The 26750-nt window shown below is 48.5% G+C and carries 10 protein-coding genes; 3 read left to right on the plus strand and 7 right to left on the minus strand.

Going from position 1 to position 26750, the window contains the following annotated elements; translation table 11 throughout:
• Window positions 1–574: 574 nt before the first annotated feature.
• The gene (locus L1D44_RS11240; protein WP_239890675.1) at window positions 575–913 is read left to right on the plus strand and encodes a cytosolic protein; all 339 of its coding nucleotides are present in this window, start codon (window positions 575–577) and stop codon (window positions 911–913) included.
• Between the two features lie 491 nt (window positions 914–1404).
• On the opposite strand, the gene L1D44_RS11245 is transcribed toward L1D44_RS11240, so the two are convergent.
• Entirely contained in the window at window positions 1405–1656 is a 252-nt protein-coding gene (locus L1D44_RS11245) for a hypothetical protein (protein WP_239890677.1), read from the minus strand.
• 226 nt (window positions 1657–1882) lie between these two features.
• On the opposite strand from L1D44_RS11245, the gene L1D44_RS11250 reads away from it, so the two are divergent.
• Entirely contained in the window at window positions 1883–4186 is a 2304-nt protein-coding gene (locus tag L1D44_RS11250) for a penicillin acylase family protein (protein ID WP_239890678.1), read from the plus strand.
• Between the two features lie 46 nt (window positions 4187–4232).
• On the opposite strand, the gene L1D44_RS11255 is transcribed toward L1D44_RS11250, so the two are convergent.
• A complete protein-coding gene (locus L1D44_RS11255) occupies window positions 4233–5819 on the minus strand; it encodes a diguanylate cyclase (protein WP_239890679.1) in 1587 nt (528 codons plus the stop codon).
• A 693-nt stretch (window positions 5820–6512) separates the two neighbouring features.
• On the opposite strand from L1D44_RS11255, the gene L1D44_RS11260 reads away from it, so the two are divergent.
• A complete protein-coding gene (locus tag L1D44_RS11260; RefSeq protein ID WP_239890681.1) occupies window positions 6513–7316 on the plus strand; it encodes a hypothetical protein in 804 nt (267 codons plus the stop codon).
• A 164-nt stretch (window positions 7317–7480) separates the two neighbouring features.
• On the opposite strand, the gene pfaD is transcribed toward L1D44_RS11260, so the two are convergent.
• The 5 genes from pfaD to L1D44_RS11285 form a co-directional block, all read right to left on the minus strand.
• Window positions 7481–9109 (minus strand): eicosapentaenoate synthase subunit PfaD, encoded by a 1629-nt coding sequence (gene pfaD / locus L1D44_RS11265; protein WP_239890683.1) that lies wholly within the window; start codon window positions 9107–9109, stop codon window positions 7481–7483.
• 208 nt (window positions 9110–9317) lie between these two features.
• A complete protein-coding gene (locus L1D44_RS11270; RefSeq protein ID WP_239890685.1) occupies window positions 9318–15215 on the minus strand; it encodes a beta-ketoacyl synthase N-terminal-like domain-containing protein in 5898 nt (1965 codons plus the stop codon).
• Window positions 15215–17566: a PfaB family protein gene (locus tag L1D44_RS11275; protein ID WP_239890686.1), complete on the minus strand. Its 2352-nt coding sequence runs from the start codon at window positions 17564–17566 to the stop codon at window positions 15215–15217. The genes L1D44_RS11270 and L1D44_RS11275 overlap by 1 nt, the downstream gene beginning before the upstream one ends.
• Window positions 17566–25827, minus strand: a complete 8262-nt coding sequence (gene pfaA / locus L1D44_RS11280; protein WP_239890688.1) for an eicosapentaenoate synthase subunit PfaA — start codon at window positions 25825–25827, stop codon at window positions 17566–17568. The genes L1D44_RS11275 and pfaA overlap by 1 nt, the downstream gene beginning before the upstream one ends.
• Entirely contained in the window at window positions 25827–26693 is an 867-nt protein-coding gene (locus L1D44_RS11285; RefSeq protein ID WP_239890690.1) for a transcriptional regulator, read from the minus strand. The genes pfaA and L1D44_RS11285 overlap by 1 nt, the downstream gene beginning before the upstream one ends.
• Window positions 26694–26750 lie beyond the last annotated feature (57 nt).

Raw genomic sequence — 26750 nt, forward strand, 5'->3', positions numbered from 1 at the left:
TTTATAAGCACTCTACCAGAGTGTTGCTGGATAAACGCGCACAACAATGAGCAAAGTGAGCATTGATATTGAGGTTGAATCGAAAGTGACCAATGACTGCTATTTATTGATTAGTAAAAGTAGGTCAATAGGCTCACACGCATTCAATTTTGCATATCGACTGTAACCAATAAAGGGGCATTTCCGCGTTATACATCAAACAACACCAACCTAAATGTGTACACCAATTATTCGGTGTAGATACGGCTGCGGGCTTCGGTTTCAGGGATGAAACCGCAGAGCGTATAGGGATATATTTACAGCGTCTCGCAGCAGTGTCTGCACATACGCCCGCTGCAGGCGATTGATAACTCTAAAGTGTCAATTGAGAATTAGCAGGTGAGCTGTCACAGATCAGAAAATGTAACCCGCCTTCATTCGAAGGCTAACTCACTTTGGGGCAAAAGTGTGTTTCAAGTTGGCCTAATTAATGCCCGGAAGTGGCACCGAATTACCACGTTTAGTAACTAAATCTCTACTACGTTCAGCCGCTGATAGTGATAGAATCTCCGCATCAGAATTACCGAGAAACACTATGCATATCCATCATGTTAACGGCATCGACTGGCTGGTGATTACAGCTTTTGAAGAACTGAAAACTTTATTTATTGAAGAAGCTGGTGCGATCCCACTTTGCTTCTCTACCGCCAGTGAATTGAGCCTGATTGATCAAGCCAAGCGCAGTTATGAATATTTGCCTACACTCAGCGGCGTAATCACCGATACAGGCACTTTTCAAAGTCAGGATAACGAAGAAGATTTGAACCCACAGCTTGCCTGTCTAGTTGAGGAGCGTGGCCGGGTATTTATCTATCACGGCGGCTTTGTGGCTTTTGTGGATGATGAGCAAACCTTTATTACCCAAATGGGTTGAAAATTATTCAGTGCATAAAAGCATCGAAGTGACTTAGAGACAGATAATTAGCTAGCCTTACAGCCATTACTCCTAATCATCAGAAGAGTGCTTGTCTAACCTAGTGCAGATACGGCTGCGGGCTTCGATGACATGGTGAGAGGTAACAAAGTTATCAAGATTTCGAATGAGAAGCAGGATGCTGAACTGGCCTTTAAACATGGATGTTGTTTGTCATCGCAGAGCTTACAGGGATCCTTCCTTTATAAAGCAGTGCAGCGTCTTGCAGCAGTGTCTGCACATAAGGTCGTTCTTTCACATCTGACCCATAGGGATATGGGAAATGTCATTATGATGTAGGGAACATCATTGACCATGTGATCACGACATTCGGACATCCTGTCCAGCACCCGCTGCAAGCGATTGATAGCGACTAAGTACCAAATCCAAACTCGCTACTCGGTAGCACCAACCCCAAAGAACAATGTAATCAGCCGTCATTCGAAGGTTAGCTACTTCATTGTGACCTTACCACCAATCATCTTAAACGCTGGAGCACCGCGAATAAGTGTGTCGCGGGCGAAGATTTGCTCGCAGTTTGGGCATTGGCAAGGCGTTTGAGTATAGTCATCGACAATACGTTCCTTAAAACACTTAACCAGTGCGCCTTTGCCACCTTTTCGATACTTAAACAGCTGGCTTTTACATTTAGCGCAGGAGATCTCGACCGTTTGTGTTGGCCCTTTCTTATTGGGTTTAGCCATATTACTCCCTAATTCATAGGCCTATCTTGCCATAATAAAATAGCTCGAAAACAGTAGCTATTTTTTACTGAACAGCAGAAAAGTGCTGTTCACTGTCGTTGAGGCAATATCTAGCAGGATGAGCTGTATTTGATAGATATGAGAATAAAACTCGAATGACAGTTTAACATTTTTGTAACCCAGTTTATGATGCATTAGAGTTTTTAGCGCAGGGACTGCAGAAGCGATGCATAAAATAATAAAAATAGCACTGGTTGGGACTTCGTCAGTAGCCACAGCCGTTGCTGGTGGTTTGTACTTATCTTTATCTTTGAGCTTGCCAGCACTGGATCAAGACGTCACAAGTGATAGCGTTAAACAGCAAGTGAGTCTTGAGCGCGATAGGTTAGGTACAGCCATCATTCACGCCAGTGATCGTCAAGATGCCGCATATGGTTTAGGTTACGCCCATGGGCAGGATAGGTTCTTTCAGATGGATCTACTAAGACGAAATTCTGCTGGGGAATTGGCTGAGATCTTCGGCGAAAAAGCATTAGATTTAGACAAGCGTCGCCGTTTTCATCAACTGCGTAAACGTGCAGAACTGATAGTTGCAAAGCTGAATGCCGAGCATTTAGCCGTGCTAACCACCTATGCTCGCGGGGTGAATGATGCACTTGCAGCACAAACACTCTCTTCATTCGAGTATATAGTGACTGGCGCGGAGCCTAAGCCTTGGCAGCCTGCCGATAGTTTACTGGTGATCTACAGCATGTATCTCGATCTGCAAGGCAACACCATCAAGCGTGACTTAACCTTGACTCAAATTCAGACACTATTTGGCAGCGAGATGGTTAATTTTTTAATCCAGCCAAGCCAATATCAGGCGCCGCTCGATGGCAGTCAGCTTGCGTTAACGCCTTTGCCAATCCCTGCGCTGTCAAATAATTTGCTGGCACAGGCTCAACCCTTAGAGATTGCTGAGCCGTTGGATATTGGCAGTAATAACTGGGCGGTTACCGGTGAGTTGACCGAGAACGGTAATGCCATGTTATCCGATGATATGCATCTCTCTTTTGCCGTGCCAATCATCTGGTACCGGGCGCAGCTCAACTATCAAAAAGATGGGGCTGAACGTCAAGTGACCGGGGTGTCGTTACCCGGTGCACCAGCGATTGTGGTGGGCAGTAATGGCGAGGTGGCATGGGGTTTTACTAACGCTTATGTCGACACTGCAGATTGGGTGGCCATTGATGAGAAAACTCCAATCTATTTTGAAAATGAAACCATCGCCTTGCCTGACTCCGAGGTCGTTTATGCGATAGAGATGTCGCCCTATGGCCCGGTAAAGGAGGTTGGCGAACAGAGGTACGCCTTGTCTTGGGTCGCTCACACAGATTATGCAGTGGATATGCAACTGATTGAGCTCGATAGCATCGCCAGTGTTGAGCAAGGCATTGAGATTGCAGAAACCATGGGGATCCCCGTGCAGAACATGTTGCTGGTTGACAGCATGGGCAGCGCGGCATGGAAACCTGCCGGCGCTTATCCATCGAGAACCAACCCAAGCAACGTTGCGATGGCAACTCAGGATTATCAGAGTGTTAATTGGCTGCAAGATCAAGCTAAGCTACCGCAGGTTATTGATCCCGAAAGCAACCGACTGTGGACGGGTAACTCTCGTGTGGTGTCGGTTGACGCGCATAAGGCGTTAGGCGATGGCGGCTATGCGCTAGGGGCACGTAGCATGCAAATAAGAGACAGACTACTCGAGGCAGAGCGTTTCTCTGTAAAGGATTTTTATCAGCTACAGCTGGATAATGAGGCGCGTTTTTTAGTGCCTTGGCAGCAGCTGCTACTCAATCAATTGAGTGCTCAGCCTGAGCGTTTTGCTGAAGATATTGATTATATAAAGTCATGGCAAGCTTGTGCCTGTAGTGACTCTGTGGGCTACACCTTAGTGCGCCACTTTAGGACTCAAGTTATCGATACCACCTTCGCTCCTATCGAAACAGAGCTGGCTAAATACCAGCTTAGTCTCTCTTCGATAAAGCGTTATTTAGAGCCGGGGATCTGGCAGCTTATTAATACGCAAGAGCCAAGTTGGTTGCCTAGAGATGAGCAAAGTTGGTCTAGCCATCTGCTGCAGATGTACCTTAGCGCTAAAGAGGCGAGTTTAGCTAAATACAGTGACAGTAATGAGATGGCCGATCTCGCGTGGGGCAAAGTCAATCAGCTTAAGATCCAGCATCCATTTTCTAAGCAATTACCCATACTCAGTACCTTGCTGGATATGCCTGTCGTTGAGGGCTTTGGCGATAGCTTTATGCCGGCAGTACAGGGAGCGTCATTTGGCGCATCACAGCGTTTTATTGTGCAGCCTGGTGATGAGGCAAATGGAATTATGACTATTCCAGGTGGTCAGTCTGGGCATCCGTTATCAGATTTTTATCGAGCGGGCTTCGATGAGTATGTGAGTCAGCAGAGTACCCCTTTATTGCCGGGAGAGGCTATTCATCGGCTGGCAATCTTGCCTAGCCCTAAAGGTTAGGTTATCAGTAGAGGTATGTTGAGGCTAGACTGTCAGCCCTAAGTTATTAGGGGTGATTACTGGGTGACTCATACTCTAATTGCTCTATTTCATCCACTGAGATGCTTGTTTTAACGTAACGGTTTCGGCCAGCTTTTTTAGCCTGATAAAGGGCTCTATCGGCAGCGAGTGTTGCTTGGCGGCCTATGATGCTAGCAGCGCTTTTAAATTCAAAACCTTCTACAGCCAAGACTTTGCACACGCCTAAGCTGACGGTTACATGTGTCGCGGTAGCCGCACAGGGGTGGGGCAGCGCCAAGTCTTCAAATGCCTGAAGCATGGCATCGAGTTTGTGTTGCAGTGGCGCGTCCGGAATATCACGGTAGAGCATGATAAACTCCTCGCCACCAAAACGAGCACAGAGATCTTCTGCCCGGAAAAATTGCTGGTTTAGGACCTGCGCGATTTTTGTCAGTGTCTTATCACCAGCTAAGTGACCTAGGGTGTCGTTATACTCTTTGAAGTGATCCACATCGGCAATGATTAGGGTAAAACCTATCTGCTGCCGAGCGAGAAGTTGGCAATAGGTCTCAAGCCTTTGCTCAAAGGCGCGGCGATTGGGGATATTGGTCAGCTTATCGATATAAACCTGCTCATTGAGCTGTTTGGTCTGCTCTTGAATCGTGCCCATTAGTGCGTTGAAGTGGGTGGCGACATTTACCAACTCTGAAATGGGGTAGCGGTATCTGAGCTTTTTGATCTCCCGACTCTTATCCATCTCTTCGATATCGATAGCAAGCTTTCTTACTGGTTGTACTAAAAAGTACGAGTATAGGAAGTAGGCTAATAACAGTAGAATCCACATTTCAGCCAGTAGGATATAGATATCGCTACCGAGTACGGAAGGAGACTCTGAATTGGTATGATACAGGGTAAATTTTATTAATGGTCGACCATCAATATTGCGAACCAAGCGTTGAGACGTTGGTGCTAGCTTAGTTAGATCGAAGCCAGAACCTAGATAGGGGATGTGACTGACATCGTCAGAGGCTTTGACTTCGCTAAGTTCAACTCCCGCAGAAGTGAATCTTGAAAGCTCAGTCATAAACTCTTCGTCAATCAGTCGAATAAACACAATATACCCCATTATCGGTCCAGTGCGATTGGACTGTAAAATACTGCTGGAGCTGTAGAGGGCTGGGCCATATTTAGTGGCGATAACCCCTGTTTTACTCGGTACGTTGCTCGGGTTATTAAAAGACAGCTTTTGCGGCGGCAGCGTGTTTTTTTTCAGGGGAGATAGCAGTATATATTCTGGGTGTTTTAAAAAGTCCATCAGCTCAAATTGAAGTTTTTGGTTATCGCTACTATGGCGAAAGCCTTTACTAAAAACCGCATTGTTATTGTTATCGAAGATAAAGATGCCATCGACTTTTAAACTTTTAAAGGTGTCATCAGGGTACTCGTGTTGCTCATAGTAGTGCTTAGCGGCAACACTATTTGACTTCATGTAATTGTAGGTTTGATCCCAAACCGCATAGTCGTAGTTGATGGTATGCAGTGGCATACTCATCTGCTCGAAGGCAAAGTTTAAAGAGACTAGCTCCTGCTCAGAGACTTTTAAGAGTGAGCGCTCTATAGCGGGAACCTGCACCCAGATTCGGTAGGCAAACGCGGCGCTAGCGAATAGGACAAAGATAGCAATAGAAATCTTAAGTTGTAGCTGATTAAAGGTTTGAGGTTTTAATGGAATGATAGTTAGAAACCTTTTAAAACAGAGTATTATTCTAGTAAAGCCTAATAGTTGACGAGTATCCAGATTTTTACAACAGGTCTGCTTACTTTACGGTTAATCATATGGTTTATATCTTTATAGTATGCGCTGTTTGTGTGGTGGGCTTCCGTGATCTGATAACCGATCCTGTAAAGAGATAAGCAATAAAAACCCACTAATGAAGATGAGTAACTATTAGGTTGGTTTGTCTTTTTATCAAAGCCGCTCAAGGCTGACTCTCTACTTTCTACGAGCCGCTCAAGACTGACCTTAAGCCATTCTTTGAGTAGGCTTCCAGCGCAGTAGCAGTGCTGGCAGTTTAACGCCCTGAGCCTTATGTTGTGAAAGGTAGAGTTAATACGGCTTAGATATGCTGCGCCGTACATCAAGTGCTTCTGGGCTTTTCCCTGTTATGAGTTGGCTGGTGAACTTATACTAAATCAATATGGCTATCTTATTTTTCAGTCACTATGCTTTTAATGTTACTCATGGACGAGTAGTTTTGGGTTTTAGGCCGGTATTCCAAAATCCAATAATTATTAACTTATATCATTAAATAAAAAGGAATTTATAATGATTAAGATAACCGCTTTATTACTAACTTTCCCCTGCATTGTTTTTGCTCTAGATTATGCCGAGTACCCCAAGTTTGATAGTGATCAATACTATAAAAGAGGTGACATAGTCTCGTATCAAAACTACATCTGGGTATCCAGACTCCTTAGTGTTAATCAGGTACCTACTAAAAACTCATGGAGGTGGAGTCAAGTTGCTTTATCCAACATAGATGAATGGCATTTCGGCCAATTTTATCCCTTAGGTAATGCCGTAAGTTACCAAGATAAATTCTATTTCGTAAAAAAGCTTGGCTTTGGTAGGCCTGATACGAATAGAAGTAGTTATCAATGGGAAGAGTTTTCCCATCCAGCAATTGGCTATGCACTGCCAGATATTGATTACGATAATGCTAATTTAACCGTAGATGGAATTGACTCAAATTTTAACGGTATCAGGGATGATTATGAAATTTTTGTTGTAATGGAGCACACAGATCCCATGTTACGCCATTTAGGCCTGCAAGCTGCACAACTGTATCGAAAACTATTTGATATTGCGCAGATTGATATCAGTGAAATATCTATTCAGGAGGTGGCACTGCTTACTGACCAGCTTGTTTCTTTACGTGTTTGCAACCGCCAGAACATTAGAAGTTGGCAGGGATTTAATGGATATCAGCATAAATATGTAAATACACAGGAGCGTTTTCAAGAGTTTTTAATGGCTCAAAAGTTGTTATATGAGGTACTTGGCGATAACTATGAGCCCCAAGTACCGAGAGAACCTTGCAAGTTTATTGCAAACATTGGAGGTGAGTGAAATACATCCTGTCTTGATAATAAAAGGGAGTTATCTAAGTTTCAGGAAAATATCACAATAAAAAGCCACTAATGGAGATTAGTGGCTATTTAGGTTGGTTTGCCTTTTTATCAAAGCCGCTCAAGGCTGACTCTCTACTTTCTACGAGCCGCTCAAGGCTGAGCTTAAGCCATTCTTTGAGTAGGCTTCCAGCGCAGCAGCTGTGCTGGCAGTTTAACGCCTTGAGCTGTCAGTGAGTTAATACGGCTTAGATATGCTGCGCCGTACATCAGGTGCTTGGCCACATCGACCGCATTACGGTCTTGGTAGTTATCCAAGTAACTGCCCTTGGCCCACTGGTTAAAGGCGCCTAGTGCCGGACCCGCCCAAATTTGATAATCCATCTCGCGGCCTACTTCACCAGAATTAGACCAGCGGCTAGAAAGGCCCAGATACCAGCGGAAAATCAGTGCCATCTTACGCTTAGGGTTACCTTCGGCGCGCTCAATCTGCTTTGGATCGCGCTCATTAAAGTGGGCGACCGTGCCCGCCCAAATGTCCTCAAGGCTTGAGCGAAATACTTGCTTCTCTAACTTTTCACGCTCATCCGCCGGGATCGCTTCGATTGAATCGTAACGGGTATAGATCTCATATAGCTTGTTAGCACGCATAGGGAAGAGTGTACCGCGCTTAACTACCTGTAACTTAACCCCCATCTCGAACATGTCCGCCGCAGGTGCCATGGTCACATCGGCCATCTCGGTCGTGGCGAGCAGTTTACGGGTATGGTCACTGGCACCAGCTTCGACACAAGCTTGGTTAACCGAGCCGGTTACGATATACGCCGCGCCCATGTTAAAGGTGGCAAGGGCCGCATCCGGCGTACCGACACCACCGCCACAACCCACACGGATAGGCGTCTCATACTGGTACTTGGCCTGGATCTCTTCTTTTAGTGCCAAAATAGTCGGCAGTAGTGTCACCAATGGACGGTTATCTGTGTGCCCCCCTGAGTCAGCCTCTGCGGTAATGTCATCGGCCATAGGTACAAGTAGAGCAAGCTCCATCTGCTCCGGCGTGATAGAGCCGTCATCGACCAGTTTTTGCAGCATCTTGGCGGGTGCTGGCATCATAAACTTCTCGGCGACTTCTGTGCGGCTGACCTTGGCAATAACCTTGTTACCGACAACAACCTTGCCGTTAGCATCGCGGCTTAAGCCCGCTGCGCGGTAGTAGACGATTTGTGGGGTTAGGCCTAAGAATGCCGATGCTTCAACGGTGCGCACTTTATGTTTTAAAAATAGCTCAACGCTACCACGCTCTAAGGCAGGCTCACTTGGGCTATGGATAAGGTTAAACATGTAAGGGCCATTTGGCAGCGCCGCTTGAATGCGGTTGATCGCCTGTTCGACACGGCTCGGAATAAGACCCGCTGCGCCAAACGAGCACAGAACTCCGGCTTTACCTAGGGCGATAACCAGCTCTTCAGATGAAATGCCGTTAGCCATTGCGCCTGCGTAGTAGGCATACTTGACGCCATGTACACGGCGGAAGTTACTGTCGCCTAAGCTTTCGGTGCCAAGTGCTGGTGCGAAGGCACTGACTGGTAAGCCAGTATTGTTGGCCGCCTGCTCTGAAACGATTTCTGCCGATTGAGCGATACCAAATCCTTGCTCGCTGTGATTTACCACGTAACAGCCACGGCTAAAATCTTTTAACTGCTGCTCCATCACTTGCACATCAAAGCTAATGTTTGACTCAGTCACAGCCCATGGCCACGGTGAAAGCATTTCGTTGGTTGTAGTAGGATTCATTATTTGTAGACCCTTAATTATTGAGCTATCAGCTCTTATCTATTTTTTAACTGTTTTTTCTATCTAATTCGTATCATTTCTTTAATGGTTTAGAGCGCAGCTAGTTCGTCTCGAGTCAAGTTGAAGGCGCGCAGCCTATGCTAATAGGTGAGCACCTTCAATGCTGAAGCGTGGCGACAATAGCCAGCTAATCAACCATTAAACAGATTTAAAGAGATTCTTCGATGCAAATGGCGATATCGAAAACCTCGTAAATGCGCAGACCATCTTTACTCAGGCTGGCATTACCGGTGATCACTTTCTTACCGTTCTCATCTTTGACCGAAGTAATGCTGACATCCATCGACATCTGCTTGTTCAGTGGGTTGATCTGACCGCGATACTTCCACTTGATGTTCGATAAAATCTGGCCGAACTTCGGGTTCTTAAATCCTGCGCCTAAGTCTTTGCTGATGGCGTAAGTCTGCATGGTTTCGATAATCGCTTCAACACCTAAGGAGCCCGGCATCACTGGGTCTTGGTGGAAGTGGAACTGGAAGAACCAGTCACTTGGATCGATAGTGCGCTCGGCATACAAATAACCTAAACCTTCGGTGCCGCCATTATCAACAATCTCAACGCTGTCGATAAAGTTCAGCTGACCACCGGCTAAGCGGTAGTGTGGCTTACCCGCTGGCGCATTAAAGTGACGGCAGCTCTTATCGAGTAGGTTCACCTTAGTGGTCGCTGCAACGCCATTAGCCACATGCCAAGGCTGAGTCACCTTACCGTTATCTAGTCCGAGTTGATCTTTAAGTGCTTCGCCCTTGAAGTAACCAAATACTGCGGTGCCACGATAGAAAGGCTCACCATCCGTGCTCAGCTCGAAGCTAAAGCTTTGGATGATGTTGGTACCCGCCATTACAGTCGATAGTAGACGCGAGTCGTTACGAATCGTCTTGCCACGAAGATCCACATCACGCAGCAGTTCACCGCTACCGTCTAAGTTACGGAAGAACAGCTCAAGGCCTGGGAAGCCAAGCGTGGTGCCCATGTAACCCGAGATAAAGCCGTTAGGCTGCAATGAGATCTCCATCAGAATCGAGTAAGGCATTACGGCTTGATGACTGTTTTTGTCGAAATACCAAGCATCAACAGGCACTTCATACTCGGCGATACAGGATGATGGCTTCTTAAAGTCGCCACGTTGACCGTTTACTTCGATAACACGGGTCGTCACCTGCAAGTCACCACAGGGAGTGCGTGGTGGGATCATGCCGCGATAGATTGCGAACTCTGGGCCGAAACATTTTTCGATATCGCCGGTAGCAAACTCAAACATGTGATACGGCGTAAACGGCACGGTATCAGGCACGCGGTTTGGATAATCTGGCGTGATAGGCGCTTCAACGTGTGAGATTGGAATCACCCCCTTGTTTGGTGCTTTCGTCAGATCTGGAATTTGCGCCATTAACGGTGCATTGACCGATGCGGGTTGGTACTGTTTATTACGAGACGCCGCAGGCGCTTTATTAAGTGCTGCTGACGGCTCTTTATTCAGAGACGCTGCAGGCGCTTGAACGTTGGCTATAGAATTGACGTTAGCAAGACTTGGGTAGCGAGTACACTCATCTTCCTCTTTGATCATCACCCCAAGGTTTTGGAAATCCACCACGGCTTTACCGTTAAGTAAGATATCGATATTCGCCTTAGCGTATGGGCGAGGGCTGAAACCAATCTCAGTCACTTCCATGCGGTAGGTTAAGGTGCCTGACTGTGGCAACACCTGGCCGCGACAACGTACCTTCTGTGAGGCATGTTCAAGTGGCTGGAAACGGCCATTCTTGGTTTGGGTATGCATACCAAGATGTAACATAAAGAACTGCAGTAGCTGACCACAGCCTTCCGCCATCAAGGAGCCCGCCATTACTTGGTCGCCCTTAAAGTGACAAGGGAAGTACCAGTGGTTCGGCTCAAGCTGTTTATGGCCTTCGATAAGGCCTAAGCCCCAGGCGCCGCCATTGCGCTCAACTTTACTCACCTGTTCGATCATCAGGAATTTCTCCGACGCGAAACAAAGCGATGGTTGCGCAGGGCCGCTGTGACTCGGGCCAAAGCAGCCTTCAATATCGGCGCTGAGTAGCTTATGGATCTCGCCATAGTTGAAGCTGGTTTTCGGGCAGTCTAGCAGTGGGTTGAAGGTCTTCTTCACTGCTAAGTTACGCGCCTTGATCTCATCTTCGGTGCGGATAACGCCTTTACCATCGGCAAGCTCTTCATCGGTGAAGAAGCCAGCACAGCCACCATCCATCTTAAGGATCATGGTGTCGCCAACGAAGCACTCGTATGAGAAGAAGAACAACAAGGTGTCGCCGTTACGGGCATAGTTGTTGATCTTAATGTCATAGCGCAGAGTATCGCCGCCACGTGGCAGATCGCCCAAGAAGGTGAGGGTACAATCGAGTAGGCGATAGACACGCTCACCCTTGTTCTCAAAGTCGATACCTAAGTAGCTGATCAGCATCAAGTCGCACTGACCAGATTCTACCGCAACAGCCCAAGGGATCTGACCATCGACAAGGTAAGGTGCATCAACGGGAATGTCATACTCAGTGGTCATCGAGCATGGCTTAAACTCATTCATGGTGGCATCGAGCTTAGTGACGCGTGACACCAATAGGTAGTCTGTGGTTGGAAGACGTACGCGGCGAGAGTAGCTGTCGATAACGGCGTAATCGCTGCCAAATACCTTGGCGATATCGCCTTCTGCATACTCGACTAGGTCGGCATAGTTCCAGATACATGGCTTAAGCGCTGGTGTCGGCGCAGTGTAGGGCGGCACGTTAGCGTGATCTGGCTTGAGTACGGTATTGACTGCTGGCGAGGCCATTGCAGGAGCATGAACCGGATTAACAGTCTGGGCTGCTGCGCTTTGGTTTAGGGCAACGGTTTGGCCTTTTGCTTGGGCGATCTCCTGAGCGAGTTGCTGCTTTAATAGGGCATCGGCGACCTTTATACCGGCTGAGCGGCTCTCTAAGAATGCTTGGTGAGCCGCTTGAGTCAGTTGTTGGTTCTGTTGAAATGCGCTCAAGTTGCGTGCAGAAACATCGATAGCAGCGGTTTTAGTCGGCGGCGCTTCAGTTGTAATAGTTTTAGCTTGATTGGTCATAGGGTTACCTAATACTGGTGTAGGGCTAACAGGTGCAGCAGTGCGGGTAATAAGTGGCTTATCTAGCTTGATAACAGAGGACGCCGCGCCTTGAGCGAGCTTGCTCTGAATTGAGGTTAAGCTGGCTAGTGGTGCATCGACGATATGCTGATAGATATCGCGACCGCCTAAGGTGACCTGCTTTAATAGTTGATGCTTAGCATCAGACTTAAGCTCACTGCTTAAGCGTGATGTTAGCGCACGCTGTTGGCTTGCACTTTGGCTAATTAATAGCTGAGAGACTTGGTTTTCACTGCTGTTGACGATCAATGCGCTTTGTGGCGCTGTTCCCTGTTGTTTCTGCAAAGAAAGGTTGAGTAGACCGTGTAGCAGACTCGCCATTCCTGCAGCGGCAAAGCTATGGCCCACACGTTCTTCAGCGCAACTGCTGCTGGCTTGAGGGAACAGATTGCTTAGCGGTGACTTTACAGCGCTTCCTGGTGCAACACTGGTTTCAACAAGTTTGATACAGTTAAAATCTGCGCCAGCTTGAGTCAATAGGTTATCAGTGACGCGCTTCGCCTCTGTCGCCTTACCAAAAGCAAGGGCGCAGACCTGCCCATAAGAGCCTTGGCCATCAGCACCGCTGGAATTGGCATGACTCGGTACCAGAACGATAGCGCCTGCACCTTCACCCACATTCCAACCATTGCCGTTTTGTGTGGCTGTGGCATCGATTGATACCGGCTCGACACTGTTTTTCAATATGATCTGCTCGAAACTACCCGAGAGATCCACGGCAGCGATAACCACAGCGTCCAGCGCTTCGCTCGCCATCATATTCTGGGCAACATCGATACAGCGGCTCACCGATTGCTCGGCGGCAGAGATGGTGAATGCTGGGCCGTTAAAGTCCCATAGCGAGGCGATGCGCGAGGCCATGATATTGCCAATAAAACTGGTGTACTGATTCAGCTTAGCTGCATCGAGTACACTGTCCATGGTGATCGCTTCTAGGGCTTGATACTCATCATCGCTTAAGGTTACGCCCATAGCTGATAGGCTCTCTTGCAGCTGAGTATGCAGGTTCACGCGGCCACGGAACTGATGTAGCTCAAGTTCGGTTTCCATTGCGACTAACACGGCGACTTTCTGCCCGGGGTTTAGCTTGGCATCACGAATAGCCTCATCGGTGACCTTCATCAACATTAGCTGTTGTGAGATCAGGCGATCATCTTCATTTGGCGGCAGCTTAAAGCGCAGGAAATCGAGCTCGAAGCTATCGACATAGGCGCCTTTTGGCGCAGCATTTAGGCCAAACTTCGCCAGCAGTTCGTTATGCTTCTCTAGACCCTTCCAGCGCTGTTTAGGTAGCGGAATGAAACCGTTACTCTTGCTCGATATGGCGTCATTAAGCTGATTGATGCTGCTTAGCGGACCAAAGTGCGAGGCAAGACCTGTGATCTTCATCGACTCAGGTGTAGTTGTTTGCATAGCTTGCTTACTTACAGATTGTAAGCCAGCGCCTGCGGCCTGATCAGCTGAGTAGGACTCCAGTAACAGGTGTGCATTACAGCCACCAAAACCAAATACCGACACGCCAGCATGACGATGTTTTATGCCATCGACATTGTTAGAGCTTTTATCCGGCCAGCCTTGAACCATATTTGGCAGGGTCGGCTTACCAAAAAGCTTTTTGGGTGAAGATATCGCATCGCTGATATTGATACTCGGTGGCAAGAAGCCCTCTTTCATGGCGAAGATCATCTTCATGATCCCCGGCATGCCAGCCGCTGTCAGTAGGTGACCTAGGTTAGACTTTGCCGAGCCAATTAGCGGGGCATCACTGCCGCCAAGCTTATCCTCAAAGAAGGTTTCCATCGAGGTTAGCTCAATCTTGTCGCCCAGCGGAGTACCCGTCGCGTGACATTCAATCACTTCGATATCTTTAGGCTCGATATCACTGGCAGCGTAGGCGCGCTCGAAGGCTTTTACCTGACCTTTAGGGTTCGGGCTAAGGACAAATTGCCCCTTACCATCGTTAGATAGGCCAACACCACTGACGACTGCATAGATTTTATCGCCGTCACGTTCGGCATCTTCAAGACGCTTTAACACTAAAACGCCTGCGCCTTCTCCGGCGAACAGGCCTTTACTGTTGGCATCGAAGGGGACCGATACACCGTGATCTGGGTAGGCGTGAAAGATTGAGAAGCCCATGTTGATAAAGAATGGGTCTGCACCAGAAACCGCGCCCGCTAGCATCACATCGCTTTTGCCTGCGCTTAGGTAATCACAGGCAAGTTTGAGTGAGTAAACCGAGCTTGCACAGGCGGCATCTAGACTTAGCTGCGCGCCGCCTAGGCCTAATGCATCCGCCACAACTTTAGAGGCGTTATGGGCTATCGCACCGTTGGCCGTATCGAGTGTGTTCTCACTTCGGGCTCTTTCACTGCTTGCATTGGTTGGGCTTAGCTTAAATCCTTGATTGCCTAATTTATCTTGCAGCGCTTTCTCAACGGCGCTGTGATAGATAGGCAGAAACAGATCGTTTGAGCGAGTCGTTGGGAACGACAGTGCACCCATGACGATGCCTGTTCGAGATAATGCATCACTGGTTAATGGGATCCCTGCATCATCGAGAGCTTTACGGCTAGTGTCTAGCGCCCATAGAAAGCTGTCATCGAGTCCGGTTAGGCTGTCAGCCGGTAGCTGATAGCCGCTTGGGTCGAAACTGAAGTTCTCAATATAGCCGCCTTTATCGCAATAAAAGCGGTCTGACTGGCCTTGAACGCCTTGATAATCGCTGCTGTTTGCCCCCAATTTTTCATTAGTGAGGGTTGTGCGCGAGTCGCGTTTATCGAGTAAATTCTGCCAAAACTCCTGTGGCGATTTCGCATCAGGATAGAGGGTGGCAAGACCGACAATGGCGATCTTGCGCTGTTTAGCAGCGGGTAATTTTTTATCTGAAGAAGACATTAGGCTTCTCCTTGTAATGTTAGGGTTGTCATCTGCTTAACTTTGACCTGCTTAGTGGTCTCGGCTTGCAGCTGGGTCAGTGCTATCTCACGATTTAATCCATCGATAAGTGGCTTGGCTGTGAGTGGCACTCGATGACTAATGAGTTGGCCTAATGCCTTGAGTAGGGTAGTGATATCATCACCGCCTTTAGCATTGACGGGGACAGTGCAAGCGCCTGCGGCGTCTTTTAGTGGTAAAGAGCTGCTTGTCGCTTTTGCTTGAGACTCCTCAGCCTTCTTAGAAGTTAAGGAGTCATCAGCTGCATCACTATTGGTATTTCTATCTAGTTTCACTATCTTGTCGATAAGGGTGCAGTTTTGTCTGTCAGCCCCTAACTCGACAAATAGCTTAGCACCTTGCTTTTGTGCGCTATGGATAAGCGCGGTAAAGTCTAAGGTGTTGCAGAAAGTATCGGCAATGGAGTTTGCGATAACTTGACTATCGAGACCGCCATGGCTGTTTACAACCTGATTATCACCCGAGGCAGCACTGATAAATTTAATCTCAGTGGGTAATGATTCTTCTAGCGGCTGCTGATAAAACAGGGCGACGTTGCTATGCTCTTCCATCGCTGGAGCTGTGTGCATCGCTGTCACGCGGTTCGCAGCAATGCCTCGCTTGCCTAACTGAGTAAGTAGCTCACGGCATTGAGTCTCACAGCCTGCTATTACGCAGGTATCACCCTGAACAATCGCAAGATAGGTGTGGGGGAACTCAGGTAATAACGCCTTAATCGGCGCTGCGGCTGAACGAACCACAAAGCTGTTCCATACGATATCCGCATCGGCTTCATCCAGCTGCCATGCTTTGCGAACAGCGGTCAGCTTGCCTGAAATTGCGCGAGTAAATAGCGGATCAGTCTTGGTTTTTTCAATCAAGGCGTGTGGGTCTTTCCATACGCCTAGACTTGCCCACATCGAGGCTTCCCCCATGGAGTAACCTAGGGCAAAGTTAGGCGTGATGCCAAAGTTTTTAACCAGTAACTGAGTCAATAGGTAGCTGCTACCCACACCGGCAATCGCCAGTTCGCCAAGTGGCATGGCTGGCGTCACTTTAGGATCTAAATGATAGATAGCCTCGGCTTGGAACATGGATTTTAAGTCGCCTTCACGCTCTAACTGGGAGTAGAGCGATGGGAAGTATCCATGCAGTTCACTGAACATATCGCTATAGACTGTGCCCACGCCAGGATAGACAAAGGCAAGGCCGCCTTGCTCTGTCGTGCCCAGAGGCTGAGCTGTGAAATAACTTCCAGCGGGAGTGCGATACTGACCATTTTCACTCATCACCTTAGGCAGGGCTAGGGTGATTGCATCAAGCTCTTGCAGCATGGCTTCAATCGAGCTAGCTTGCAGTGTGATGGCGTATTGACGCTTAATACTGGCTTCGAAGGCTTGTAAGTTATCACGCATCAAGGTCAGCAGAGAGTCGCTCTGGCTAGGCTCTGATGTCAGCGCATTCAGTTTGACTTGCAGCGCCCCTAGCTCGGCGACAAGCTCCGCTTGGTTATCAGCACAAACAACAAACTGTAATCGCTGCTCATTGATAATCGACTTTGCAGCGATAAAGCCTGTGCCTTGGGAGACGACGAAGCTAATACAGCTAGCTGTTGAGCTACCTTGTGAAGCATTGGTCAGATTGATCGTCAGCACCCGTGATTGATGATGCTCGGTAAACCAGTAGTGACTCGTCGCTTGCTTAGGGCTAATCGATGCCGCATCTCTGTGGTGGGTACGAGAGGCAAGGTCTTTTATCTGCTCACACACAGCATCAAACTGCTCTGTGCTACTAAGCTCTGGCAGGTCGATGCGTTTGCTAACATTCTCTTGTTTACGCTTTGCTTGGTTTAATGCTCTCTCCATACAAGAATCTGCCATACAAGAGCCAGCTACACAAGAATCAGCTATATATGTGTCTGTATGCTCGGAGGCAACTGAACCTGCTTGGATCTGCATTGCGGCAAGCACCCCATGGGGGTGAATGCGATTTTGCGCCGCAGTCAGGGCTGGCATCATCAACAGAGAGCTTGTCTTGGTTGAGATTTGCACTATCTTGCCTTGCTCTATCGACTCGATAGTGGCTGTTAAGTTGGCCTCAAAATCATCGACCTTGATAGAGACCAGCTCAATGGTCTCAAGTAATTTTGAGCGATAGAGTTCGGGCAACAAGTGAGGCAGTGCTTTAGCGGTTGCAGCGCTATTAAGGCTTAGGTCAAGTGGCGTAGGTAGCACCAAGAGTGCGATGCGCAGTGGCATCTCACTCTTGATAACTTGATCACTGACGCTATTGCTAGCTGTCGAGTTAATCATTATGACTTTTCTCCCGAGGCGCTCATGGCTGTTTCATTCAAAAAAGCACTGTTGAGGTTCTTGCTGATTGTGACTTTCGCCCCTTTCATCATCGCGCTAAGCTCACCATTTTCATGATAAAGCGCAACATTAGCCTCAAGTGAACGAGCACTTGTCTTAACGACCTCTAGCTCCAGCATTCCTTTGTCACCAAATGCCAGCGGCTTGTGTGAGATAAACTCGCCAATAGCAGAGGGCAGACTCGCCGCCCCGTACTTAAGCCTTGCCCATACCAGCATCGCCTGTAACAGCAGATCTTCAGCAAACGGCTGACTGCCGCCGATATGCGTTGTTGCCACAAACTGGCCGCAATCACTGTCACTCACCTGTGGTAGTTGACAACTGGCTAGCAGACCTTTGTCATCAAAGTTAAATACTTGCTTTATGCCTTGCAAACGTGGCCCGTGGAATAGGGTACCGTTGCTGTAAAGTTCATTAGCCGATGTGACGGCATCCCCAAGCGCTGCGAACGATTTAGATGCAGCATCAAGGTTGCCCTCAGCACTGACTAGGCTCGCCTTATATTGCGGGCGTCCTTGCTGAGAGATCAGAGCCTGCAACTTTGGAGCGTCACCCGCAGTAGACTCACCATTTACAACTGCCGCTGAGGGCTCGTTCTCTATAGGTGTCAACTCTAGCGTTATCTCTTGAATATCATTGCTATCGAAGATGATCCCTTTAAGTAGCTTGTAATCGAGCACTTTAACTTGGTCGCCTAGCATCTCACTCGCTGCCTCGCGCATCCACTGAATTGCGCATACAGTGGGGAGCACAGGGTTACCGCTAATGCGGTGGTCTTGGATAAAGCCCATCGCATTAGGGTTTAAGGCTCTTGTTAACGTCGTAGAAGTTAACAAGACAGGCGCTAGCGGGCGCGATGCGTTTCGCACCTCACCCGCATTAAGCTTTTTTACAGAAGAGCCTTCAGCTTTGTTTGAGCCTTCAGCGTTATTTGTATCAGCACCGCCTTGCATCGAAGTACCGATCAGCAGCTGCACGCCAGTTTCACTGAGCAGTTGGGTTGCAAATAGCTCAGCCCCAGCCTGTAGTGGGATAACGTATACGCCACGCTCGGTAAACATCTTCTTAAGCGCATCGGTCACCATGCCGCCATCCCAAGGTCCCCAGTTAAAGCTCATCACTTTAGCCTGTGGATTGCGAGCAGTGAACTGCAGTGCTGCCTTGTTAAGGATGTCGTTTGACATGGCGTAATCGCTCTGACCTGTGTTGCCGTAGAAGCCGGCTGCAGATGAGAACATCGCGAGTAGTTTCAATTTGCTTGAGTCGAGTGCTGCAAGTAGAGCCTTAAGGCCGTTAACCTTAGTGCCGTAGACGCGAGCTAACTCTTCTATCGTCTTATCCTGAATATGCTTGTCAGCCAATACGCCAGCACCGTGGATAAGACCTGTTATCTCATTTGAGCGACCATTTAGGGCTGCTGTGATAGCACTCGTGTCGGTCACATCCATGCTGACATATTCAGCACTTGCGCCAACTTGGGCAAAAGCTTCAAGGGCAGTGTTGATCTCGATTGAGCTCTTTACCGTCCAGACTAAGCCTTCAACCTGTTTAGGGGTCGGCTTATTGCCTGTTGAGATGATGTGGGCAATGGCAGCGGGCTTTAGCTCGCTAATTTGCTTGTTTTCAGCCCATGCGGGTATAGCAAGTAGTTCGCTACGGCCTGCTAGGATAAAGTGAGACTGAGTACGCTTGGCTAATGCAAGGGCACATTCGAAAGTCACACCTTTTGCGCCACCGGTCACCAGTATTTTATCTGAACTATTAAGTGACGCTGCAGCATGTTTGTTGCTCGCATCACCTGCAATCAGGGTTGCACGTGCAACATGACCGTTAGTATCGAGTGAGAGACCCACTTCTGGCAGCTGAACATGACTGTCGAACAGTTCGCTTGTGATCGCATCGCTAAGATGGGTTGCATCTAAGTTTGCAGCTGCATCGATTGCACGGCAGAAGACCTGCGGCCACTCATGGCTTAGGGTTTTGGTTAAACCTGCAAGCGCTGCCTGGTTTAGCTCGGCATCTTTAAGCGCATCGGTATTTAGGTAACCAAAGCCACCATCGATACGGCTCACAGTAACAAAGCAGCGGCGAGCATCACTTGCTGCAACCTGCTGTGCTTGTACTAGCTTTGGTTGTAACAGTTTTGCCCATAAAAACGCATGGCTAACATGGGTAAAGCTTTGCGCATTTAGGTTTACAGCTGCCTGCTCAGTGACGCTGACTTCAGGTTGTAGGTGGATGAAGCCGCCAATAGTGCCAACTTGTGTTTCAATTTGAGCGATAACCGCTGTAATACTGGCTTCAAGCTCTGACTCTTTGCTTGATGCAAGCTCAAAGCTGGCAACATCACTTGAAAGTGGCGATTGTGGCTGACCTTCAGCTAGACGCACAACGGCAACTTTTAGACCCTGTTTAATCAGTTTCTCTGCAAGAACGCCAGCGTTATGACCATCGTCATTGATCACAAGCGTGCTATCTGCGGCGAAACAGTTTTCTAGTTTGTCCGCCGCATTAAGCTTTTTTAGCGCTACCTCGCTGTGAGGAGGAAGTGCTAGAGAAGAGGTGATCGTCTCGGCTACTGACTTAACTGCACCTGATACAGCTGTGCTAACATTAAGAGCCGCAGCGCCTGTGGAGAGGTTAGAGCCATCAGCCAGCTTAGAGTTCATATAGCTAACGATCTCACCAAGGGTGCGACACTCAGCAAGATCTTCAGGATTAAGCTCAGGTAGACCCGGTAGCTCATCTTGTACCGTGCCAAGGATTTCTACACGCTTGATAGAGTCGATACCCAAGTCGGCTTCCATATCCATGCTCAGTTCAAGCATTTCAGTTGGGTAACCCGTCTTCTCGGCAACCACTGACATCATAGTCGCTTGGACTTTTTCTGCGCTCAGGGCTGTTTGCGAGCTCAAGGCTGTTTCAGCTGGAGCAGATGAAACAGCAGAGCCTTCAGCGGCACTTGTAGAGAGTTTGCTGTTCATGTACGCCACGATTTCGCCAAGGGTACGGCACTCGGCTAAATCTTCAGGATTAAGCTCAGGTAGACCCGGTAGCTCATCTTGTACCGTGCCAAGAATTTCTACACGCTTGATAGAGTCGATACCCAAGTCGGCTTCCATATCCATGCTTAACTCAAGCATCTCAGTCGGGTAGCCGGTTTTGTCGGCAACCACAGACATCATAGTAGCCTGTACCTTGTCCGCAGAGAGACCATTCTCTGCAGGAGTCACAGCAGCGGTACTTGTAGAGAGTTTGCTGTTCATGTACGCCACGATTTCGCCAAGAGTACGACACTCGGCTAAATCTTCAGGATTAAGCTCAGGTAGGCCCGGAAGCTCATCTTGTACCGTGCCAAGAATTTCTACACGCTTGATAGAATCGATACCTAAATCGGCTTCCATATCCATGCTCAGTTCAAGCATCTCTGTTGGGTACCCCGTCTTTTCGGCAACCACTGACATCATTGTTGCTTGTACTTTTTCTGCGCTCAAGGCTGTTTGCGAGCTCATGGCTGTTTCAGCTGGAGCAGATGAAACAGCAGAGCCTTCAGCGGCACTTGTAGAGAGTTTGCTGTTCATGTACGCCACGATTTCGCCAAGGGTACGACACTCGGCTAAATCTTCAGGATTAAGCTCAGGTAGGCCCGGTAGCTCATCTTGTACCGTGCCAAGAATCTCTACACGCTTGATAGAGTCGATACCTAAGTCGGCTTCCATATCCATCTCAAGCTCAAGCATCTCTGTTGGGTAACCCGTCTTCTCGGCAACCACTGACATCATAGTAGCCTGTACCTTGTCAGCTGAGAGACCATTCGCTACAGGAGTCGTAGTTGCTTGAGGTGCCGCAGCGGCACTTGTATGAGACTGCTTAGAGCCATCAGCTGCTCTTGTATTAGCAGAGCCATCAGCCAGCTTAGAGTTCATGTACGCCACGATTTCGCCAAGGGTACGACACTCGGCTAAATCTTCAGGGCTTAGCTCAGGCAGACCAGGAAGTTCATCTTGTACCGTGCCAAGAATTTCTAAGCGCTTGATGGAATCGATACCCAAGTCGGCTTCCATATCCATCTCAAGCTCAAGCATTTCAGTCGGGTAGCCCGTCTTCTCGGCAACCACAGACATCATAGTAGCCTGTACCTTGTCCGCAGAGAGGCCATTCGCTACAGGAGTCGTAGCGGCTTGAGGCGCCTCGGCGGCAGTTGTAGATAGTTTAGAGTTCATGTAGCTAACGATTTCGCCAAGGGTGCGGCACTCGGCTAGATCTTCTGGGCTTAGCTCTGGCAGACCCGGTAGCTCATCTTGTACTGTGCCAAGAATTTCTACGCGCTTGATAGAGTCGATACCTAGATCGGCTTCCATATCCATCTCAAGCTCAAGCATCTCAGTCGGGTAGCCCGTCTTCTCGGCAACCACTTCTAACATGGTGGCTTGCACCTTTGTCGCGCTCAAGGCTGTTTGCGCGCTCAAGGCTGTCTCTGCTGATAAGCCGCTATTGCTTGTCACGGTTGTAGTTACTGGGGCCACCACTTGGGCTGAAACAGTCGCTTCAACTTTTACAGGTGCAACAGCTGTTTGTGCTGGCGCAGTTTGATGGCTCACTTGAGGCGCTGCTGCTACAGGTGTTGGTTGTACTGGCGCTGCAATAGTTGCAGGCTGTTCAACGGTATCCTTTTGATTCACTTCAGTTTGAATGACTTTATTCTCAATCACAGGCGCATAAGTCGCTTGGCTACCATTGAGTAGGTTTAGCGCTGCTATGTTGCTACCGGCTTGCATCTCAAGGAATTGAGTGTGGCTTTGTAGTGTTTGAGCTTGTAGCTGGTGGAACTGCTCCATTGAGCGTTGTAGGCTCTCTGGGATCGCAATCCCCGAACCTGCCAGCTTAGTTTGCTCTGTCATCAAGGTGGTGAAGGTCTCGCCATATTGCTGCGGGATCTCTAGGAACTGCTGATGAAGCTGGGCAGCTTGCTGTTGAGCGGCAAAGAAGTTGCTCAGTGCATCACTACCAATATTAAGCGCCGCAGATGGCTTGCTGTCTTTAGACACGATTTGACTCTCTATACCTGACTCTATAACTGAATTGGCTTGAACTGAATCAGATTGGACTGGGGTTGCTACCTCAACAATCTTCTCAACTTCAACGACTTTTTCGATAATTTTTTCGACTTCAACAACTTTTTCCACCTCAATGACTTTCTCTTCAACCACTCGCTCAATTTGCGAGGTGATGATGCCTGTCTCTAAGGATTTGGCCATCTTAGCGCGTGTCGCCTTGCTGATATGGTTGACAGCATTAAGCGAGATGCTCATTGGTGACTTTTTCTCAGGTGCAGCGATATCGGCTTGATACGGATCGATATTGTCAAGCTGGATCCCGGCAACGGCTAACTGAACTGCGGCTTGCTTAAGCTGTAGATCGCTATCGCCTTTAGGGCTTGGGTTGATTGAAATAGTGCAAACTTCATTTGTTTTGTCTGCCAGTGTGCCCTGTACCAACTTCTGTAAGATGTTCTTTGGACCGAACTCAACAAAGACTCGCGCCCCCGCGTCATACATAGCTTCAAGCTGCGCCGTAAAGCGTACCGATTGAAGCATATGTTTCTTAAATGAGGCTTTAATCTTCGCGGCAGTGCTTTCATAAAGTGTGCCGGTTGCGTTTGAGTAAAGTGCGCGGCTGGCTTTAGTAAACTTGGCGGCATCGATGGCTTTAGCAAATGGTGCCTGAGCATGACCCACAAGCTCAGTATGGAAGGCGCCTGATACAGGTAGGTTAATTGCCTTGTAACCAAGCTCGCTAAGGGCTTTAGCCGCATCAGCTGTCGTAGCCGTTGGGCCTGCAATGACAGATTGAGTCGGCGCGTTATAGTTAGCCACTTTAACGCCATCAAACTTGGCGATAGTCGCTTCAAGCGCTTCAAGATCGTCTGCTGTTTTAGTAATGATGGCGTACATCGCGCCAGCATCGGCCTCAACACCATCTTTAGCTTCTGCTTTAGTCGCCATGGCATCACCACGGGCGAAGGCGAGCTTGTAGTAATCTTCTGCTGAGATAACGCCTGCTGCGCACAATGCACTCAACTCACCAAAGCTATGTCCCGCTACCATGTCGGCATTAAAACCGGCCGCAGTAAATAGCGCATATTGACCCATAGAGATCGCGCCGATGGCACTCTGGGCGTTGGCGGTATTGGTCAGAATCGCTTCTTGCGCTTTAAGATCGTCTTTATTAAATACCGGCTTTGGGTAAAGCGTCTGTGAAAGCGGCGTCTTATCATTTGCGGCAAAGACCTTGTCTGCCGTTACAAATTGCTGACGCATCTCTGGGTAGTAACAGGCAAGCTCTCGACCCATGTTGAGGTATTGCGAACCTTGACCAGCAAACAGCGCGGCGACTTTGCCCTCAATGGCTGACGCGCGGTAGCTAGTGCCACCCGGTAACTGCCAGTTGGTATCACTCGATTCAAGCTTAGTGATGGCTTGCTTGATTTGGTTGACGAGCTCTTCACTGTTATTTGCTACTAAGCCGATACGTGGCGCATTTGCTTCAAGTTCACGTAGTGGGTAGTTAGTAGCCGCATCTTTTAAGATAAAGTCAGCTTGCGTTGCTGTTGCAGCGAGTGTGTTTAGCTCATTTATTAGCGCAGCTTTATCGCTGGCGCTCACTAAGAAGCTTTGTGCAACTTGACGCTGGCGATACTTAGTTTTTTCACTATCGGTGCGGCTATGTTCGCTGTTGTACTCTTCCAATACGAAATGGAAGTTAGTGCCACCAAAACCAAATGAGCTAATACCTGCACGGCGCGGCGTACCATCGACACGAGGCAGCCATGGGCGTGTTTCAGTATTTAGGTAAAATGGTGAGTTCTCGATATCAAGCTTAGGGCTTGGCTGGCTGACGTTAATGGTCGGCGGCAATACCTTGTGATGCAACGCCAGTGCCGCCTTGATCAAGCCTGCAGTACCCGCAGTCGACTTAGTGTGACCAATTTGCGATTTTACTGAGCCAAGGGCAATGTGTTGCTTAGTGTCGTTCTCGTCACGAAATACTGAGCAAAGGCCGGCAAATTCGGCGGCATCGCCAGCCGCGGTACCTGTACCGTGTGCTTCAATAAGCCCTAGTGTATGCGGTGCAAAACCTGCATCATCATAGGCACGGTTTAGCGCTTTGGCTTGACCTTCTGGTCGTGGCGCATAGATAGACTTGAACTTACCATCTGACGATGCGCCAATGCCTTTAATGACCGAGTAGATACGATCGCCATCACGCTCAGCATCTTCAAGGCGTTTTAGCGCCACCATGCCGATACCTTCACCGATCATCATGCCTTTTGAGTCGATATCAAATGGTTGAATGGTTTCGTTAGTGGTAAAGGCGGGAGTCTTAGAGAAACTCATGTACATAGATGGTGAGTTATCGGTACAGACACCACCTGTGATCATCATCTCAGAGCGGCCTTCGGTCAGTTCGGTCAGTGCCATGCGCATAGCGGCGAGTGAGCCTGCACAGGCGGCATCGACCACACAGTTCATGCCACCGAAATCGAAACGGTTGGCGATACGTCCGGCAATGACGTTACCTAAGGAGCCAGGAAACGAGTTTTCTTCCCAGTGTACGTATTGATCTTGGAACTTCTTGATCAACATTTCACTGTCTTCATCACTAATGCCGCTGTTGGCGAAGACTTTCTTCAGTACAGGGTACTGCAGACGGGCCGTTAGGCTGTGGCTGATTTTTTGACCACCGCCTACACCTAGGGTAATACCAATCTTATCTCTGTCGTAACCTTCAGGCAGGTTAGCATCGGCAAGCACTTCTTTAGCGACAATCAGTGACAGTAGCTGTGATGAGTCGGTTAACTCTAAGATATTTGGCGGCAGACCAAATTCCATTGGGTTGAAGTCAACGTCAGGTAAGAAGCCACCGCGCTTACAGTAACTCTTGTCTGGGGTGCTCTTATCGGCATCGTAATACTCTTCTGGTTGCCAGTGAGTCGATGGCAATTCGGTGATGGCATCGATTTTCTCGCTGATAAGATCCCAAAATTTATTTAAGTAACGAGAGTTAGCAAAGATACTTGCCATGCCAACGATGGCGATGGGCATATCTTTAAGGCGTTTATTTAAGCGTGAATCAGCTTGTGAGTCTTGTGCTTGCTCAGTCGTTTTAGCTGACTTTGTAGGTTTAGAGGTCTGGCTCATTATGAGTCTCCGCTGGGTGCCTGAGTGTCAGGCGTCTTGTTGTTTGTTTTAGGCACTTCTTTTGAGGTGTGGCGATTTGGCGTCGCACCAGGAAAGCGCTGTAAGAAAGTGTGATAGTTACGCACGAGTAACTTTCGTAGATGGAACGGCCCATGTTTAAGCACATAGGCCATGTAACGATTGGTCGCTTGGGTGTTACCGTCTTGATAGATGTCGAGATAGATCCAATCACTATGGGGATCGATTCCGAGCAAAATTGAACTGGGTGTTTCTTCGGTCAGTTTTGGGGGAATGGTGAGTGAAACCACCTGAACCACATTGTCGCCGTCATTGTTAGGCAGGGCTAAAGTTTTAGCCAGTGTCTCATAGTGCAAGGTGTAGGTTTGTACATCGCTGCCTTGGGTGACGGGGATCTGATTAAAATAGCGCATCGGTACATGGGGGCTTTCAATATCGCTAATCCTTGAAACCCCGTAACGCTTCAAACACCTTGCGAGTCCAGAGCGGGACACATTCGGATTAATAAATTGTTGTGTGGCTTTTAACAGCTTATCTAAAGGCATCTTTAGCTGATAACGCAGTCCAACCACCACGTACTCTTGCAGGGGGGTCAACGTGGTATTGAGGTGGTGGGGCGTATTGGGGCAGTTTTCGACAGAGTCGCGTTTGCGCCATTTGCGAACGGTAGCTTCACTGATATTCAGTATCTTTGATAATTGACTGACACTGAGCTCCGACTCTTGGATGAATCGGCGCATCTCTGGGGTCGTAGTGGCATTGCTATGCCTAGCTTCCGTCTCAGTTTGCGTACACTCATTCGGGTTGTTGTTTGCTTCCCCTAAGTGTCGACTGCTTGTTTTTACCATCAGTTTAGCGGCTACCCGTTAATAATCTGTTGGGACTCATTGGCGACGGCGCTTGTG

Origin of the sequence: Shewanella sp. Isolate13 (assembly GCF_022398325.1) — a bacterium.
Taxonomy (GTDB): Bacteria; Pseudomonadota; Gammaproteobacteria; order Enterobacterales; family Shewanellaceae; genus Shewanella.

What these genes read in the sequence shown, in the direction of transcription:
- L1D44_RS11240 (WP_239890675.1), top strand. Translation starts at nt 575, where the DNA reads ATGCATATCCATCATGTTAACGGCATCGACTGGCTGGTGATTACAGCT.
- L1D44_RS11245 (WP_239890677.1), bottom strand. Translation starts at nt 1,656, where the DNA reads ATGGCTAAACCCAATAAGAAAGGGCCAACACAAACGGTCGAGATCTCC.
- L1D44_RS11250 (WP_239890678.1), top strand. Translation starts at nt 1,883, where the DNA reads ATGCATAAAATAATAAAAATAGCACTGGTTGGGACTTCGTCAGTAGCC.
- L1D44_RS11260 (WP_239890681.1), top strand. Translation starts at nt 6,513, where the DNA reads ATGATTAAGATAACCGCTTTATTACTAACTTTCCCCTGCATTGTTTTT.
- pfaD (WP_239890683.1), bottom strand. Translation starts at nt 9,109, where the DNA reads ATGAATCCTACTACAACCAACGAAATGCTTTCACCGTGGCCATGGGCT.
- L1D44_RS11270 (WP_239890685.1), bottom strand. Translation starts at nt 15,215, where the DNA reads ATGTCTTCTTCAGATAAAAAATTACCCGCTGCTAAACAGCGCAAGATC.
- L1D44_RS11275 (WP_239890686.1), bottom strand. Translation starts at nt 17,566, where the DNA reads ATGATTAACTCGACAGCTAGCAATAGCGTCAGTGATCAAGTTATCAAG.
- pfaA (WP_239890688.1), bottom strand. Translation starts at nt 25,827, where the DNA reads ATGAGCCAGACCTCTAAACCTACAAAGTCAGCTAAAACGACTGAGCAA.
- L1D44_RS11285 (WP_239890690.1), bottom strand. Translation starts at nt 26,693, where the DNA reads ATGGTAAAAACAAGCAGTCGACACTTAGGGGAAGCAAACAACAACCCG.